Consider the following 17400-nt stretch of genomic DNA (forward strand, 5'->3'; position numbering starts at 1 on the left):
GCGCCGGCTTTCAGCAATGCCTGCCGCGATATGAAAACACCATGAATTTCGATCTCTACGGATTCGGCCCGGCGCTTGCCGCTGGCGCGCTGATGACCGTCAAACTGGCGCTCACGGCCCTGTGCCTGGGGCTGGTGCTCGGCCTTGCCGGCGCCTTGGCCAAGACTTCGCCGTACAAGCCACTGCAATGGCTGGGCGGTGCTTATTCGACCATTGTTCGCGGTATTCCCGAGCTGTTGTGGGTGCTGCTGATTTACTTCGGCACGGTCAACCTGATGCGTGCCCTGGGGGAGTTCTTCGGTAACCCCGACCTTTCGCTGAGTGCCTTTGCCGCCGGGGTCATCGCCCTGGGCCTGTGCTTTGGCGCCTACGCCACCGAAGTGTTCCGCGGCGCGATCCTCGCCATTCCCAAGGGCCACCGCGAAGCTGGTGTGGCGTTGGGGTTGTCGAAACTGCGGATTTTCACGCGCTTGATCATGCCGCAAATGTGGCGCATCGCCCTGCCGGGCCTGGGCAACCTGTTCATGATCCTGATGAAAGACACTGCACTGGTGTCGGTGATCGGCCTTGAAGAAATCATGCGCCACGCGCAGATCGGCGTGACCGTCACCAAGCAACCGTTCACCTTCTTCATGGTCGCCGCGTTCATGTACCTGGGCCTGACCGTGCTGGCGATGATCAGCATGCACTTCCTGGAAAAACGCGCCGCCCGCGGCTTTGCAAGGAGCACCCAATGAGCGGCGACTACAGCTGGCTATCGCACTTCGACCTGGGCCTGAACTGGGCGGTGATCATCAAGTGGCTGCCCAAACTGGCCCAGGGCGCAACCCTGACCCTGGAGCTGGTAGCCATCGCGGTGATCGCCGGCCTGCTGCTGGCGATCCCGCTCGGCATCGCTCGCTCGTCGCGCCGCTGGTACGTGAGCGCCCTGCCCTACGGCTACATCTTCTTCTTCCGTGGCACGCCGTTGCTGGTGCAGTTGTTCCTGGTCTACTACGGCCTGGCGCAGTTCGATGCCGTGCGCAACAGCTTCATGTGGCCATACCTGCGCGACCCGTTCTGGTGCGCCACCGTCACCATGACCCTGCACACCGCCGCCTACATCGCCGAGATCCTGCGCGGCGCTATCCAGGCCATCCCGCCAGGTGAAATCGAAGCGGCGCGCGCCCTGGGCATGTCCAAGCCCAAGACGCTGTTCTACATCATCCTGCCCCGCGCCTCGCGCATCGGCCTGCCGGCCTACAGCAACGAAGTGATCCTAATGCTCAAGGCCAGCGCCCTGGCCAGTACCGTGACCCTGCTGGAGCTGACCGGGATGGCGCGGACCATCATCGCCCGCACCTACCTGCCGGTAGAGATCTTCTTCGCGGCCGGGCTGTTTTACCTGCTGATGGCCTACATCCTCGTGCGTGGCTTCAAACTGCTGGAAAAATGGCTGCGCGTCGATGCGTGCCAAGGACGCTGAGGCACGCTTCAAGGCGCTGGATGGGTTCCTGATCGAGCACCAAGGGCTGTGGCGACCACGGCCCTTTACCCATCTGCACTTACCCTGGGAAGCCGAACATCCGGCGCTGTCCCGATGGCTGCGCCAGCGCTCGCTGGCCGAAGCCGAAGCCAGTCACAACCACCCCCACGACCTGCCTGCGCCAGCACCTTTTCCACAGCTGGCCGCTCAAGCGCTACACCTCAGTGCTGTGGATAAACTACCCACGCACATGCTTGAACCTGCTCGCCACCGCCTGAATGTCGACGTACCCGGACGCAAGTGGCAACAGATCGAAGCCTTCGGTGCCGCGCTGAATTTTGCCGAAACGCCCACCCATTGGCTGGACTGGTGCGCCGGCAAGGGCCATCTAGGCCGCCGCCTGCTGCAACCCGGCCAACAGTTGACCTGCCTGGAATACGACCCAGCCCTGGTCGCATCCGGCCAAGCCCTGAGTGATCACCACCGCTTACCCGTCACCCATCGCCTGCAGGACGTGATGGCGGATATGGCGATCACCCCCCAACACACACCAGTCGCCCTACATGCCTGCGGCGATTTGCACGTGCGCCTGCTACAACTGGCCAGCGCCGCCGGCTGCAAACAACTGGCACTGGCGCCCTGCTGCTACAACCGCATCAACGCCGACCGCTATCAGGCATTGTCCGCTGCCGGGCGCGCATCCCGACTGCAACTATCCATAGAAGATCTAGGCCTGCCCCTGAGCGAAACCGTCACCGCCGGCAACCGCGTGCGCCAGCAACGGGACACGTCCATGGCCCGACGCCTGGGCTTCGACCGACTGCAACGCCAGCTGCGCGGTTGCGACGAATACCTGCCAACGCCGTCCCTGCCCGCCAGTTGGCTGGACAAACCTTACGCTGACTACTGCCAGGAACTGGCGAACCTAAAGGGTTTATCCACAGGCGAACAGGATTGGACGGCGCTGGAGGCACACGGCTGGCACCGCCTGGCCGAGGTGCGAAACCTGGAGCTGGTAAGAGGCCTGTTTCGACGCCCGCTGGAAATGTGGCTGGTGCTCGATCGAGCATTGTTCCTGCAAGAGCGAGGTTACAACGTCGAGGTCGGCAGCTTCTGTGAAACAGCGCTGACGCCGCGCAACTTGATGGTGCTGGCCGAGCGCGATTAAGGGGCGAAATTTCCCACACGCCCCTGTGGATAACTCTGTTGATGAAATCTTTACCGAGCCAGTATCTATCTGCGTTACAGGCCAAAATCGACCCTGGTCATTTTTTGTTCACAAAATAAAACGCACGCAAAACAGGCAGTTGCGGCGCGTATAGAACGCTGTCACAAAACGGCTGCTTCATCACGCTATCTACCTGCCGATTGTGCATAAGCATTTGGGGTAAGCGTATAAAGCTTAATTTATGCGGTGTTTTTTGGGCCTTTCAGCAGCCGCGAAGCTGCGCGAGACAGCCAGGCTGCGGCGTGGTGAATGCACGCATATATGACCTACCTCGGTTCCAAAGAGCAGAGGCAGGGTGATGGAATAGATGAAATTCACCGTGGATTGCGGGGATGGGAATTGACGCTCGAGGGAGCAGGAAAACCCGCCATTCGAAGAAAACCTCTCCTTCTGCAAAAATAGTCAGAATTCAGGGGTTTACAGAAGCTTTCCAATCGCTATAATCGTCGCCCTAACACGCCGGTATAGCTCAGTTGGTAGAGCAACTGACTTGTAATCAGTAGGTCCCGGGTTCGACTCCTGGTGCCGGCACCATACAAGGTTCCAGAGAAAGCTTTCAACATCTCTGGAACCCCCGAAAAACCCGCCTTCTGGCGGGTTTTTTCGTTCTGGAGATCCCAGATCTCCCTCACATGCAGTTCGCGATTTCTTGAAACGAAATCCGCGCTCCAGCCTGCCGCCCATGCCAATCCAGCTACGGTATAGTCCGGCCCCTCCTTGGCGAAAACGCCGAGACCAGTTTTCAGGATTAAGGGAACCTTGGATGGGCGGCAAACCGAGGCCTGATCCTTCTATTGTCAGCGGTTTCAGAGTCGCGTATGTAGAGGGTGGCCGTAAGTATTACTTTGATGCCGTAGAGCAACGATACTACTCATGGGATTCGCTTCATGGCGAGTTTGAAGTCTTCGACCGACGTGGCTTTCACCTGGGTTCGGTCTGCCCTGAAACCGGGCTTGCGTTGAAACCTGCCGTCCGCGGACGAAGGATCAAACCGAACTGAGAGGTTCATATGAATTTTGTAAAGCTTTGCCTTAAAGGCGATGTGCTGGAAGAAGAGATCGACCGATTCGTCGAGGACTGGCACGAGGGCCGTCAAGGTGCCGACATGCAACTGCATGAATACCTGGGCATGAAGTGGGAAGAGTACCAACTGTGGTCAACCACCCCGTCTGTCTTACCTTTTGTATTGACTGCCCACAAGTACGGCACCTCTCTTAAGGACCAACTCGATCAAGACAAATTTGCGATTGCTGCGCGCGCGCGATCGGTCGCTGAAGCGACCAAAGTCGAAGCCTGGCTACGCAGCGTGGGCAAGATCTAGTGACCCCAGAAGAAAAAATGGCCAGTCGCGTCCTGGCCATCCGCAAGCTGACACCGCCTTACGATCTGGAACAGCTAGCCTCTGCCTATGGGGAGCTTGAATACCTTGAACTGCCGTTCGGCGTGGACGGAATCACCATTGGTATTGGTGCTGCAACCAAGCCCCGCATCCTGATCAACTCAAGCGCACCTGCTACCCGTCGAAAATTTACGCTGGCCCATGAAATCGGGCACGTAGTTATCCCATGGCACACAGGCACAATCGTCTCCCACCTGGAGAACCGGGAAGTGGATGCTGCCTACAGCCAAATGGAGACCGAAGCCAATCGCTTCGCCGCAGAGCTGTTGATGCCATCTGACTGGTTGCTTGAAGCCTACAAAGCCGCATCCAGTGTGGAGCACTATTTCCGCTCGGTCCTTACCCAGGCTGGGGCATCCAAAGAAGCAACATTCAATAAAATATTACGCCCGCTCCCGCAGCCTGTGATTTGCGTGCAAGTGGACAGCGCATCCAGAGTTCTCAGCACGCGAAGATCCCAAACGGCGCCGTACCCTCCAGAACGAAACGCCGAAGTCAGCAGCGAAACCTTTCAGACAGACTGTCGTTTCGAGAGCTTTGAAATAGACGGCCAGTTTTACATGAGCTGGACCTTCATCGGCCGCGACATACGGGAAGTAGACAAAAGGCCGTGGCGGGAAGTATTCAACCAAATCCTGAATGACACTGGCATGCAGGGCTATTTGCAAAACATGAACGGCATTCTTGCTGCTGCTTACGGCAAAAACAAAGCGCTCGACGAGGCGGAAATCTGCGGAGCCGTTATCCGGGCATTCACAAAATATGAGATGTACGATGTGGTGACTGAGCACCCTCTGTTTGAACAGTTTGTGATCAAACGGGTGAGGGAGCTGAAACTGCGGGGTTGAGTGATCAGACAGGGGAAGCGCTGTCGTTGACAGCAAGCCAGGTAGCCCGAACTTTTAAGTCTACTCCCCACGGAGGTGGTTCTCCCAAAGTGCGATTAGCATCCGGCGGCTAGCATGGTCACAGGGATGTGATAGATGCCTACTTTTACCTGCGTGCCCACTGCGGCAACTCATTGCCTTTCATAGCTGCCCTGCAGCAACCTATCCGCTTGGCCATTTCCTTGCGCCAACCTGCGCGCGTCTCTTTCTCCCGGAAAGAGACGCTCGCTCCTATCGCTGCTGCTGCCCAAATCGTCTAAGGCTTTGCGGCATTCCCCCTCGTGACAATCGGCGTGACAAACACCGAAAAGTCACCGGCAACAGCGATGCAGATGATGGTGCCGCAACCCAGGGAATGGGCTACACCTGACTGACAGTCAGGCATGCCCCCAGTCATCGCTTCACTGCCTTAACCCGACTCAGGATCTCGCGGCACAGGTCTCGTCAGCCAATGCAGCCTCCACCCGCCCACTTCTTCGGAGGTGTTCAGGAGGCCAGATCATGAGATGTCCAAGCTCCCGGCCGTAAGGAGCCGCCAGTCCCGCGTTAGTGGACAACCCTCACAGGCCGCAGGGGCCTTGATCCCTGATAACACTCAACATTCTTGGCGGGATGACGTGGGGAAGCTTCAAGGGCTAGCATGGTAAGAATGAGCGTGTCCTTGTAGGAGTAGTTAGAACACCATTTCCTCCCCAGCCTTACTGCCCTGGATTTTAGGTCCGACAAGACACAGGCTACCCGTCACTCCCCCACAACAATCCGCTTTTTGGGCTGGCGATAAGGGGCAATGGCGCAGGTGCCAAAACCCGCCAAGCTGGTCATGAAATCTGAATATCCTTCTAGAAGCCGTACACTATTGATGGCAATATGCTTGCAAGCTCGGATTGGTCATGGATTCATGCGTCCGAGTCGGTCAGGGAGGATCGCGGAAAATTACCCACACCCTCTGCCCGTTAGAAATTAAACGGATGGAGAGAGTGAGTTAAAACGTGACCACAAAACAGAACTTCACTGACAAAACCAGCAACGATAGCAAGGAAATCGGATTTCATTATCAATACTATTATTTCATATATCGCTTGCTAAATTTGAAATCTGGTCAATCTGTAGGTCTCGAGGTAAAAGATGACGTCCACACAGATTTAGATAACGACACCCAATTGCTATTTCAGCTAAAGCATACTGTTAAGAAAAATACAGCTGGGAATACAATCGCGCTAACCGAACTCGATGATGATCTTTGGAAGACGCTCCACAACTGGGCAAAAATCATTTCGGATGCGATTGCAAAACGGCAACGAAAACCTGAACAGATAAAGTTTATTCAACGCTCTGAATTCCATCTCATTACGAACAAAACGGAAAGCAGCAAGAACAAATTTTTAAAAACTCTTGACGAGTTCAAAAACTCGACTAAAAGCTTCTATGAACTGCGCGAACACATTGAAAGCATTGGTACAAAAACAAAAAATGAAGAAATTCAAAAATATATAAACACCGTCTTAAGACTCGACAACGAAGTATTATCATTATTTCTCGGCAAGGTTCATCTACAGTTAGCACTTGAAGATCTTCACGCCCTTATCAAGCAATCAATCAAAGAAAAAATGGTGCCACACACAAGCGTGGATATTGTTTTTGAACGCTTGGACTCAAACATCAGGACCGACAATTATATAAATATCAAGCATGGCGAAAAAATTGTTTTGAGCTTTGATTCCTTCTACAACCGTTATAGAAGCATATTTTCATCCTCACGAGAACCGTTGCAACTTAACAAGCCGTTCGTCCCCGCATACCCCGAAGACGTTTTTGCTCAGACCTTTGTAAAGCAACTTGTCGCGATCAATGCGGTTAAGCTAGAAGATCTTGAGCGCGCATTTGAGCTTACTACACAGCGACTTAAAATAGCTCGTTTCTTAGAAGATTGGCATCAGTCAGGAGAGCTTGTCGCAGACGAAATTGAAGCGTTCCATAAAGATGCAAAAGGGAAATGGCGAAACTCCTTTGAACACTGGTGCGAAGACTGCCTTGATCATGAAACTGTGGCCAAAGCAAAGTCATTACTCCACGAACTTCGTAGGATTGAATTCTCTATCGGTACCAGTACGCTTAACACTGAACTGAGCAATGGTGAACTGTATCATCTTTCCGACGAAAATCTGATTGGTTGGCACCGGGATTGGAAGATTCTATGATGGAAGATCAGGCTAAAACTAACAAAGGATTTTGGGATGGCTATAATAATGTGGGGATTGGCGTGGTTGCCCTCGCATCCGCGCTCAATCACCTTGGGAGCATGTCGACTCCCAAAGCACTGCTAGTCATTCCCCTGATAGTACATCGACCGACGTTAGCGTACATGGCAAATAAGGTGACATTAGAGCGCGGATCTGCTGCGCTCGTATCAGGACACCCTCATCTCTTTGCGAATTTCAAAGGGCGATTCGAAAGTACACTTCCCTTATCTTTAAATTCCATTCAACTATTGGTCCACCTTGGATACGCTAAGCTCGAGGATAGCTTAGTGCTTACAAAGACGCTCGATACAAACGCCGAATTTGGCCAGCGCGCAAACAAAATTGAGCAGGCCTCGAAAAAGCTCGCCGAACTTTTAAGCGAGCCTGAAGAAGAACTTTATCTTAATTTTAGGGTGCAACTGTGAACTTTGGAATTGACTCAATAGTCCTCTGGTCAAAAGAAAATGAAACTCATACACTGGAGTTTAAAAGAAACAAGGTAAACATAATTACTGGTGAAAGTCAGACTGGCAAATCAACTTTGCTAAAGATATTTGACTACTGCTTCTTGGCCAGTGATCACGACATACCTCACGACGTGATTAACGACAATGTCGGTTGGTATGGGATTAAGTTTTATATTAATGATAAAGACTTCTTTCTGGCTCGCCGCAGCCCGAATGAAAACTTCGTCTCATCCGACTACTACTTTTCTTCAATGGGTGAAGTCCCAGGCACTCCAACAGCGTCTATAGAGCAGGAAGATTTACGAAAAATTCTTGAGGCCGAATTTTCGATCGATGACAGAATCAAAATGCCTTTCGGCGGAAGGGTTATCAAAGCCGGTTCAAAGGTTTCATTTAGATATTTCTTCCTATTCAACACGATGTCTGATGATATAATATTAAATAGCAAGGCCTTTTTCGACAAACAAGAAATAGATAGATATCGTGAAGCGCTGCCAAGAATATTTGATCTAGCTCTCGGAATCGACGACCTCGAAAACATTGTTGCTCGCGAGCGCAGAGAGCACGTTCAGAAAGAGATTGCAAAGCTCGAGCGAAAAAAATCATCTATATCGGAAAACCGTAATAATTTTTCAAGCGAAATTCGAGATATTGCGTCAAAAGCAGCTGAGTTCGGACTGGCCCCAGAATTCGATAAAAACGTAACTGCGACGAGCTTACGCGACGCTCTTGCAAGTCCGAGCATAACACCAAACTTCGACGCTTCTACCAAGCGGCGCTCGGATATAAATAGCGAGCTATTCTCAATAAACAGACAAATTAGAAAATATTCTCAGTTTACTGAAGAGTATAAAAGCTACAAATCCACCATCAGAAACTCTCAGGATAGCCTTAAGCCGCTTAAAGTTTTAATGGATCGCTCTGGTGAAATCATTAAGTCGTCGATTTTCGATGAGCTTATTAGCAGCTTGCAAGTTGATTTGCGCTCAATCGACGAAGCCATTAAATCTCGAAGGCCAGTGGAGAGTCAAGTAAGTGTCGCGGTCAAAAAACTTCAGGAGCGCAAGCAGTCTCTTCAAGACGAGTTGCAAGTTCTTCCCGAAGTCCCACGCTCGTTCAAAGAATTGCAAGAGATGTGGGTATTTCTCGGTGAGGCCCGAGGCAAATTGAGTATCTATGCTCGAATGGACGATGACCAGCCTAAAAAGCTAGCACCTTCTGACATCTCCGGTCTAGCGAGCGAGTTGGATTCAATCCAGGTCAAGGATGTAGAAGCCGAACGGGCAGCGACAATTAGCCTGATCGATGAAGTCGCTGCAGCACTTATGCTGGAAACGGGCACAGCTCTTGAAAACTATGCAACTTGGTATGCAAGCTTCAATTATAAAGAAAAAAAAATTCAGCTTAGAAAACCAAAATCGACGCTTATCGAGAATGTTGGTAGCAGTTCAAACCATATGTTTCTGCATTTAATCCATTCTTTAGCTCTGCACGAAGTGGCTATCAACAAGAGTTCAAAATTCATTCCTAGCTTTTTGATTATAGATCAGCCGAGCAGACCATATTGGGGTGAAGATGAAGAGACCGATCCCGAAAACTTAGTCCATAGTGATCGCATCAAAATCCGAACAGCATTTGAGATGCTTAACAACTTCATCTCCAGAATCAATAACGAGTACGATAAAGAGTTCCAAATTATCGTCTTTGAGCACGTACCGGCTTCTATGTTTTTTGACATGACCAATATACACCTGCTGCCTGTCTTTAGAGGCGGCAATGCTCTTATTCCATCTTCCTGGAAAAATTCATAATCGGAGTTACGAAGGTCCTGGCGACCTTCATCCTAACAACTATTTTAGCTATCCAATTTAAGGATGACCCATGCGCAGCAAGTATGGCTACACCATTGAAATCAAAATAAATAACAGCGGGACTCAGCCCCCCATTTTCAGTGGGCCTTGCGAGTACAGTGGTGGCGGCGCATATACAGACAAACTAGAAATCACGAATAGCAAAATTTTGCTGCAATGCACTCGCGTTTCCGAGATAGATCTGGATGGTGTTTTCAACAACTATCAAAGCGCTTTATATGGACAGATAACAAAAGCTATATTTTTCTATATCGGTGTAAAGCAATCTATCCCAGAAATTTTATCCATTAAGATATCAACAAGTTACCGTGACGTGATAATCAGAGAAAAAAATATTGGCGCCTCGGATTTCAAAAGTCACGCCAAATTCGCCTCCGACTTTCTTTCCGAATTCAAACCAGACGCACTTAAGGTGATTTTCGACGAATCCGAAAAAGGACTGGGCTTGCTAAAGGCTGTTTCACACCTCACTCGATCGAAGACCAAAACTGACATTTTCGATCGCTTTGACTCTCTCTGGAAGGCATTTAACGCGCTCTATCGGGTCATCGCTAAAAAAACTGGCGACCATGAATGTCATAGGATAACAAGGACTTTTATTCTGAGTCATGCAAGCGCATCGGCAACCGCGGTCAAGATGATCGAAAACATGACAGCTGATAAATTACGCAGCCAACTACGCTGGCGACAGCTTATTCTAAATGATTTTGAAAGTTACAAAAAAACAGAGGCTTTCCGGGACTTCGTATTGCGGTACACTGACGCAAGGCTAATGCATGTTCTCAAAGAAACTCTACCGTACCGGCAGGATTACCTTATCAAATCCGGACTTCTCGGCGTCGTAGAAGCTCATATAGAAAAACACTTGAAAGCTGCAAAACTGGACAATCAACAGCTTGTTGCAGCCTTATGCATAAAGTATACATATTTTGTTCGAAATAAATCAGCACATGGAGAGCGACTTGACAGAATCATTGGCCTGAGCAACAAGGAAGTTATAGAAATCAAATGGCTAAGTGATCTTATGGAACACTTGATAATTGACTTGATTAACGCGAACGCTCTCTATTAGGCACTGTATGAAACAACAAGTGCTACAGACATTTTATCCCCGGGCCAATGAGACCATCGCTACGAAGCATTTCCACAAGCTCAACAAATCAAGTCGTTTTGTAAGGGTACTCTTCGAAGACCCCAGATATCCTCTCGATGATGTTGCCTTGACGATATTTAGGGCGGCCGAACAGCCCAGGGTGGACTACGTTTTGGATAATGTTTCAGAGTGCGTAGGCATAACAGACTGCATACGATATGCGGTCGCAGTATCGGCGTTCGCGTCAGCCATCGCAACGTTTGCGCGGCACACTGCAAACAGTCGGAACGTTTTCCTTAGCAAGCATCGACTGGGCACGGCTGATGTCGCTGCCATGGAAGAGGTCGCGACGGTGCCCCATAATAGGCTGAACGGACATACCTCCTCATTTGCATCGCTACATCGTTCGCTGGGTGAAGGCTGGGTGATACCCGGGAAAAGCCCGACTTCGATTCCACCGAAAGCCATAATCAGCTAATTCATTTAAAGTTATCGTTGGAGGTACGTTAAATTTTCTACCAGATTCCAGGCCCGCGAAAAATCTGGCCCCGCTCATTGCTACCGTTCGTCTGGTGCCGCACCATACAAAACGAAGCCCTCGCAGAAATGAGGGCTTTGTAGTTTCCGCACGTCCTCTTTTTGTCCACACACTGCAATCCGGGAGCCTCGTGTGCCATCCAATCCACCGACGATCAGCGTGGCATGCTCTCGCGCCTTCTCACCTCAGCCAGTGCCTTTCGCTAGCAATCAAGCTTTTATAGAAAATTATGGATAGCCAATAATTATGCCGCTCCCATAAAACCAATAATTATCCAGTCAATTCCTGCTCTTAACCCAGCAGGCGTCTAACCAATCCATTTTCCCGATTGCTCCCCACGCCCCACCACGCTACCCTCCCTCCTGTCGCTGCCAATTCAGCGACCGGGCCTGATAACCCGGCAAGATGCAGGCGCACACCAAGCGCCCCCAAAACCCGATTTGCAGGCGTTTTTTTTCGCCTCAAAATTCGTGCAATGGCGGCTGTGCGTGGGAGACCTTCGGGTCTGCCGGGTTCCTGTATCTCCGGTTTATCAGCCTGCGCACAGCTGCCACCCAATTCGCCTGATAACGAATGTGGTAGCTCTCACTTGATACGGGAGTTTTACCGATGACCGTTACAAATGCGTCTGCGTTAACCACCCTCGGCGTCACCCCCTTTTCCTTTCACTCCGACCAACCTCTGTTCCGCGTCAACAGCGGTGTTTCCCTGCATGAGGCCTTGCATCACGTTTCCGACTTGCTCCACCTCGCCAAGCTGCTCGCGGAAGACGCGGCGATGACGCAGGACACGGACCGTTATGCCTGGGCGTCGCATTATTTGCAGGAGATGAGCAAGGCGGTGATTGATGATGTGGTGAAGGTGTTGGAGTCACCAGGGAATGTTGAGCAATAAAGAAGTCGTGTGGTGCGCGGGCTGACGTCATCGCGGGCAAGCCCGGCTCCCACAGTGGAAAGCCCTGGCGTGAATAGGTCGGGGCTTTTTGCGAAAGGCGCGCCAAAGGCAATATGGCACTTAGCCACTTATTCGATTGACACCCCCTCCCCACTCCTTTAAAAACCCCGCCTTGCTTGCGTTTTTATCGAGACATGGATGTTGTCCAACCCCCCGCTGTTCAAATACCGCCGCTATTGGCTGGCGGTCATCATCGTGTTGCTGGCGATTCTTGATCCTTTCGGCCTGGCCAGTTCCAGCGACAAGGCGTCGGCGCAGTGGCTCAATCGCATGTTCGCCAGCCACTACCCGAGCCTTGGGCAGCAGCGGGTGGCGGTGGTGTTGATTGATGATGCCTACCTGATGCGCAATGACAGCTCATGGCCCATGCCCTATGGCGAGCAGAGCAAGTTGTTCAAGCGCTTGCTGGCGTACAAGCCTGGGGCGGTGTTTGTGGATTTGCTGTACAGCCATGACCACTCGCTGGGCGACCCGGCGCGGGGCAGCCAGTTGCTGGCGAATGTGTTTGAGCGTTATCAACGCCAGGGCATCCCGCTGTGGTTGGCCAATACCGGTTTGGCGCGCGGGGAGTCGGGCCAGGCCAATACGTTGGCGCCTTTTATGCAGGTCAGCCGCCCAGCCCTTGTGGTATGGGAAGGGGTGGATGACAAGTATCCACTGGCCAAGCATACCCAGGCCGGGCTGATGGAAACCCCCGCCTTGGCGCTGTACCGGGTGTTCTGTGCCACGCACGAGTGCAAGCCGCCGCCGGTGGATGCGCAAACCGCTGCGCAGCGCCAGCCCATCGCGGTGCAATGGGGGCTGAAGCTGGCGCCGGAACAGGCGCGTATTGCTGATATCCGCCACTGCGCAGCGGCGCGGCATTTCTTGCTGGACGGGGTGGCGCAGTTGTTCCAGGCCGTGTTCTGGAAGCTCGATGACTCGGCCCAGGCGCGGTGCCCTTATACGCTGACGTTGTCGGCCAGTGACCTGGAGGTCAGCGACCCCGACGATCAGGCACTGATCGCAGAGTTGCTGCGCGACCGCTTGGTGCTGGTGGGCGCCAATATCGCGTCCACGGGGGATCTGGTGGAGTCACCGGTACACGGCCAGCTCCCCGGCGTTTACCTGCATGCCATGGCCCTGGATAACCTGATCAACTCAGGCATGGACTACGACCATGAACCAGCCAACTTCCCCGCCCTGCCCTTCAATTGGCTGGACCTGCTGGAGCTCGGGCTGCTGGCGTTGATTGCCGTGCTCAAGGCGCTGCACGCACGGCGCCTGTCGGGCCATCGCACCTGGAGCCGTTGGCGGCGCCAGGAAATCTGGTTTTTTACCTCGCCGTGCCCATCGTGGCTGTTGGTGATGTCGATGTTGGCGGCGGTCAGTGTGTTGCTGAGCCTCAATGACATCACCCCGGTCAACGTGCTGGGCATTGTATTGCTGTCGTTGGTGCTGTTCAGCGAGCGGATCGAAGCCGTCTTCGACCGCGATCGCTGAGTGCGCCGCTTTGCCCTTTGACTCAAGGAACCCAAGGATGAACAGAAGTCTGATTGTCTTGCTCGCCGCCCTCTTCACCCCAGGCGCCTGGGCGCAAACCCACAATATCCAGGCGTTCCTGGCCGACCCGGTGACGGTGCTCGATGAACAGGGCAAGCAACAGCGTGAGCTGGCGAAAAAGGATGCGCCCACCCAGCCCGTGCCGGTGTTGCAGTACAACCAGGCGCTGGACCTGGTGCAGATAGAGCTGGCAGGCCAGAAGGTCTGGCTGGACACCATGGACCTGCGCATCGAACCGCCGCTGAACGTCGTCGACCTGCCTTGCCAGGGCCTGACCAAAAGCCAGGCCAAGGACAGCCGCAATAATTCCACCATCGGCTTTGGTGCCGGTTGCAATCAATAAAAGGAGCGTTGCGGTGAAGGGATATCTAGTGGCAGCCAGCCTGTTGGCCTGTTCGGTGCTCAGTGGTTGCGCGACGTTGAAGGGCGCAGACCAGGCGTTTCTGAACCTGGTGGGGCCTTCGACCCAATCCCGGGTCCAGGGCCACTATGTGGACAACACCGACGTGCGCCAGTACTACAAGCTCGACCCACAGCGCCAGAGCCAGCAGCGCCTGAGCTACGACGGGCGGGCGGTACCGGCTGCCGAAGCGCGTCAGCAGAACCTGGTGGATATCCCGATACTGCAAGCCTACTTGCAGGGCATTGTCACGCGCTTGTCCAAGGGCTGGCCGGGGGAGTTGCCGCCGCTACAGGTGAAGATCACCGACAGCTATGGGTTCGGGCCGTCGGCAGACCCTTACGGCAACCTGTTCGTGCCGCTGGGCATGCTCGACAACGTTGCCAGCGAAGATGAAATCGCTGCGATGCTTGGCCATGAAATGAGCCACGTGCTGTTGCATCACCATGACCGCATGGCCGCCTTCCAGCAGCAGAAAGACATGTTTACCACCGTGGCCTCCACGGTCGCCTTGGCCACCATGGCTGCCGATACGGGCGTCGACCGCAGCTCCGGGACGATGAAACTGTTCAGTAAAGACCCGGCCGGCACACAAAAGACCATCGGTAACACCGTGCTGTACACCGCACTGGCCAATACCTTTTCCGACCAGGTGTGGAGCACCGCCTGGGGCCGCAGCCAGGAAGACCAGGCCGACCTGCTCGGCACCGACTTGATGATCCGCGCCGGTTACGCCCCGCGCGCAGCCACCCATAGCCTGGAGCGCCTCAATGACTTCCAGGGCAAGCAGAAGCCATTGCTCACGGGCTTTCTCACAGCGCGCAAGAATGCCATGCAGGATTCGCTGCAGCAGTTCAATCTCAACCAGTTCACCAAAGAGCTCGACGTGCTGGTCAAGGACGGCTTGACCACCGGCATCACCGCGACCACGCAATACTTCAACCGCTCGCACATGTCGGCGATGGACCGTGACACCGAGCTGCGCCAGTACTTGCAACGCGAATATCGCCAGGAACGCCGCGCCCGGGTCAACCCGCAAAGCTGGTCGAAGATGAAAAACACGCCCCAAGTGGCGAAGGCCTTGCAGGGTTATAAAGATGCGTATTTTGCTATCGATGCCCTGGAGAAAAACAAAGTGCCGGATGCCGAAAGGTTTATCCGTCAGGCACTGGCCTCGCCGGTCAAGGATCAGCCGAGCATTCGGCGCACCGCCTATACCGTGCGCCTGGCCCAGGGTAAAAACAGCGAAGCGCTGAAAGAGTTGCAGGCGATCAAGGACTGGTCCCTGGCTGGCCCTTCTACCTATGACTTGATGATCAGCTACCACCTCAAGCGGGGTGATGGGCAATCGGCACTGGCGATGATCGACAAGGCCGAACGTAATCTGGGCTCGGAAGAACTGTTTATCACCGAAAAGCTGCTGGCCAACCAGCAGTTGCAGAATACGCAGCAGGTACAAACCGTGCTGCGCAAATGCGAGCAATACCCCGCGCGCAAGGAAAACTGCAAGAAGCTTGCGCCGGTCAAGGCCTGACATTCAGGACACACCCTACAGGCGAAACCACTCGGCGCCAGGCAATAAAAAACCCCGAACCAGTCGGGGTTTTTTATTGCCTGGAATCAGGCGCGACGCTCGATCAATTAGAAAACGTTGATCGGGTAGTCGGCGAACAGACGGATTTCGTTACCGCCAGTGTTGTACTTGCTGGCGTTATCGGAAACGCGCAACCACGAGGCGCGAGCACGCAGGCTCAGGTCTTTGGCTGGGCCGCTTTGAACAACGTATTTGAACTGGTTGAAGATTTCACGCTCGGTGCCATCGCCACGGCCGCTGCCGTCGTCGATGTTGGTACCACGCACATAGGCGATGTTGTAGGTCAGGCCCGGTACGCCGAAAGTGGCGAAGTCGATGCCGTAACCTGCTTGCCAGGAGCGCTCGTCCTTGCCGTTGAAGTCAGACCAGTAGGAGTTGGCCAGCAAGATGGTATTGCCGCCGTCGCCGATGCCGCCAGCATTGCGGTAGCCACCGTACAGGTAACCGGTGTCGCCGGTGCTGCGCTGGTGAGCGATGGTGAAGCTGTGCGGGCCAACAGCCCACGTGGCGCCCAGGCTCCAGATCTTGTTGTCGCGAGCGTCCGCATCACCTTGGTTTTCCAGGGCGAAGCTGCGGTCGAGCTTGGTTTTGTAGCCGTTGAAGTCAAACGTCAGCGACTGCTTCTCTGGCAGGGCCAGCACGTAGTTGACGTTGACGTATTGCTTCTTCAGCACGTCCTGCATGTCGGAGGCGTACAGGGCAGCCGACAGGCTTTCGGTAAATTTGTAGCTACCACCAATGTAGTCGATGCTTTTCAGGCGGCCGCTGTCGGTGCCTTCCATGCTCTTGCGCGCTTCTTTGGTGAAGTGACCCGCGTCCAGTTGCAGACCGGCGATCTCTTTGGAGACGATCGACGTACCGGTGTAGGTTTCCGACAACAGGCGGGAGTTGTCGTACTGCAGCACAGGTACAGCCGGGAACTGGTCGCCGTACTTGAGTACGGTGTTGGAAACGCGGAACTTCACGGCTGCGCCACCTTTGGCCAGGTCGTGTGGTGCCGAGCCAGGGTTCCGCTGGCCGTTTTCATCAACAGTGCCGTTGCCCTGCTTGAAGAAGTCGATACCGCCGGCGCCAGCGCGACCTTTACCACCATCCAGACGAATAGCGTATTGACCAATCACATCCACACCCACACCGACGGTGCCTTGGGTGAAGCCGGACTCGAACTTGCCGATGAAGCCTTGGCCCCATTCAGCTTTGTCCTTCTCGCCATTTTTTTTGTCACGGCTGATGTAGGCGTTACGTGCGGCGATGTTCAGGTGGCTGTCTTCAACAAAACCCTTGGATTGCTCCTGGTCGTTTGCCATTGCTGTCGATGCGCTCAAAATCCCCAGAGCGATCAGACTCATCCGTTGCTTCAACATGTTCTTATATTCCTTATTACGGGTTGAGTACGCGCTGTGACACCAGGCTCCGTGTTGCTTTTTTCTGGTGTCGACTTTTTTCCGCAAAAAGAAGGCCCGCGGACGACTGAACTGCCGCAGGCCTTTTTTATTGGATTTAGTCATGGTGGTTAGCCACAGGCGTTGGGCGCAATCCTATGCGGGCATTGAACTAAGTGTCAATTTCGTGAATCGTCTGTATTTAGGCGATATTCGTCTAAGCAGCGAGCTAAAGCGCTGCAATGAACGTCACCAAATGTGGCTGCACACGGACAAAAACACATTAAGTAACAAATCTAACAGGCAGCACCATAGGGAATAGATAACACGCGCAAATGCA

At 53.5% G+C, this 17400-nt stretch carries 15 protein-coding genes and 1 tRNA gene; 15 read left to right on the top strand and 1 reads right to left on the bottom strand.

Annotation, left to right across the window (positions count from 1 at the left end):
- Window positions 1–41: 41 nt before the first annotated feature.
- The 15 genes from ASD70_RS19415 to ASD70_RS19485 all read left to right on the top strand — a co-directional run bounded on the left by ASD70_RS19415 (window position 42) and on the right by ASD70_RS19485 (window position 15618).
- Window positions 42–737 carry an ABC transporter permease gene (locus tag ASD70_RS19415; protein ID WP_043047309.1) on the top strand — a complete coding sequence of 232 codons (696 nt, stop codon included), beginning with the start codon at window positions 42–44 and terminating at the stop codon, window positions 735–737.
- Between the two features lie 38 nt (window positions 738–775).
- Entirely contained in the window at window positions 776–1465 is a 690-nt protein-coding gene (locus tag ASD70_RS19420; protein ID WP_046072631.1) for an ABC transporter permease, read from the top strand.
- Window positions 1446–2633, top strand: coding sequence for a methyltransferase (locus ASD70_RS19425; RefSeq protein WP_056847189.1), 1188 nt, complete (start codon window positions 1446–1448; stop codon window positions 2631–2633). The genes ASD70_RS19420 and ASD70_RS19425 overlap by 20 nt, the downstream gene beginning before the upstream one ends.
- Window positions 2634–3151: 518 nt before the next feature.
- Window positions 3152–3227: transfer RNA gene (locus ASD70_RS19430), tRNA-Thr, on the top strand.
- Between the two features lie 229 nt (window positions 3228–3456).
- Complete coding sequence (locus tag ASD70_RS28515) at window positions 3457–3693, top strand: colicin E3/pyocin S6 family cytotoxin (protein WP_018606357.1); 237 nt, start codon at window positions 3457–3459, stop codon at window positions 3691–3693.
- A gap of 9 nt (window positions 3694–3702) precedes the next feature.
- Entirely contained in the window at window positions 3703–4014 is a 312-nt protein-coding gene (locus ASD70_RS19435) for a hypothetical protein (RefSeq protein ID WP_056847190.1), read from the top strand.
- 17 nt (window positions 4015–4031) lie between these two features.
- Window positions 4032–4940: an ImmA/IrrE family metallo-endopeptidase gene (locus ASD70_RS19440; protein ID WP_056847191.1), complete on the top strand. Its 909-nt coding sequence runs from the start codon at window positions 4032–4034 to the stop codon at window positions 4938–4940.
- A gap of 1028 nt (window positions 4941–5968) precedes the next feature.
- Window positions 5969–7177: an ABC-three component system protein gene (locus ASD70_RS19445; protein WP_056847192.1), complete on the top strand. Its 1209-nt coding sequence runs from the start codon at window positions 5969–5971 to the stop codon at window positions 7175–7177.
- Complete coding sequence (locus tag ASD70_RS19450) at window positions 7174–7644, top strand: three component ABC system middle component (protein WP_056847193.1); 471 nt, start codon at window positions 7174–7176, stop codon at window positions 7642–7644. Before ASD70_RS19445 ends, ASD70_RS19450 begins: the two co-directional genes overlap by 4 nt.
- The gene (locus ASD70_RS19455; RefSeq protein WP_056847194.1) at window positions 7641–9497 is read left to right on the top strand and encodes a DUF3732 domain-containing protein; all 1857 of its coding nucleotides are present in this window, start codon (window positions 7641–7643) and stop codon (window positions 9495–9497) included. Before ASD70_RS19450 ends, ASD70_RS19455 begins: the two co-directional genes overlap by 4 nt.
- A gap of 70 nt (window positions 9498–9567) precedes the next feature.
- Window positions 9568–10629 carry a hypothetical protein gene (locus tag ASD70_RS19460; RefSeq protein WP_056847195.1) on the top strand — a complete coding sequence of 354 codons (1062 nt, stop codon included), beginning with the start codon at window positions 9568–9570 and terminating at the stop codon, window positions 10627–10629.
- A 1168-nt stretch (window positions 10630–11797) separates the two neighbouring features.
- Window positions 11798–12082 carry a DUF3077 domain-containing protein gene (locus ASD70_RS19470; RefSeq protein WP_005783879.1) on the top strand — a complete coding sequence of 95 codons (285 nt, stop codon included), beginning with the start codon at window positions 11798–11800 and terminating at the stop codon, window positions 12080–12082.
- Window positions 12083–12280: 198 nt separating this feature from the next.
- On the top strand, window positions 12281–13624 hold the full coding sequence (locus ASD70_RS19475) for a CHASE2 domain-containing protein (RefSeq protein WP_056847197.1): 1344 nt from the start codon (window positions 12281–12283) through the stop codon (window positions 13622–13624).
- Window positions 13625–13661: 37 nt separating this feature from the next.
- Window positions 13662–14027: a hypothetical protein gene (locus tag ASD70_RS19480; protein WP_056847198.1), complete on the top strand. Its 366-nt coding sequence runs from the start codon at window positions 13662–13664 to the stop codon at window positions 14025–14027.
- A gap of 13 nt (window positions 14028–14040) precedes the next feature.
- Window positions 14041–15618 (top strand): M48 family metallopeptidase, encoded by a 1578-nt coding sequence (locus tag ASD70_RS19485; RefSeq protein ID WP_056847199.1) that lies wholly within the window; start codon window positions 14041–14043, stop codon window positions 15616–15618.
- A gap of 107 nt (window positions 15619–15725) precedes the next feature.
- On the opposite strand, the gene ASD70_RS19490 is transcribed toward ASD70_RS19485, so the two are convergent.
- Entirely contained in the window at window positions 15726–17042 is a 1317-nt protein-coding gene (locus tag ASD70_RS19490; RefSeq protein WP_046070448.1) for an OprD family porin, read from the bottom strand.
- Window positions 17043–17400 lie beyond the last annotated feature (358 nt).

Source organism: Pseudomonas sp. Root569 (genome assembly GCF_001427465.1).
GTDB lineage: Bacteria > Pseudomonadota > Gammaproteobacteria > Pseudomonadales > Pseudomonadaceae > Aquipseudomonas > Aquipseudomonas synxantha.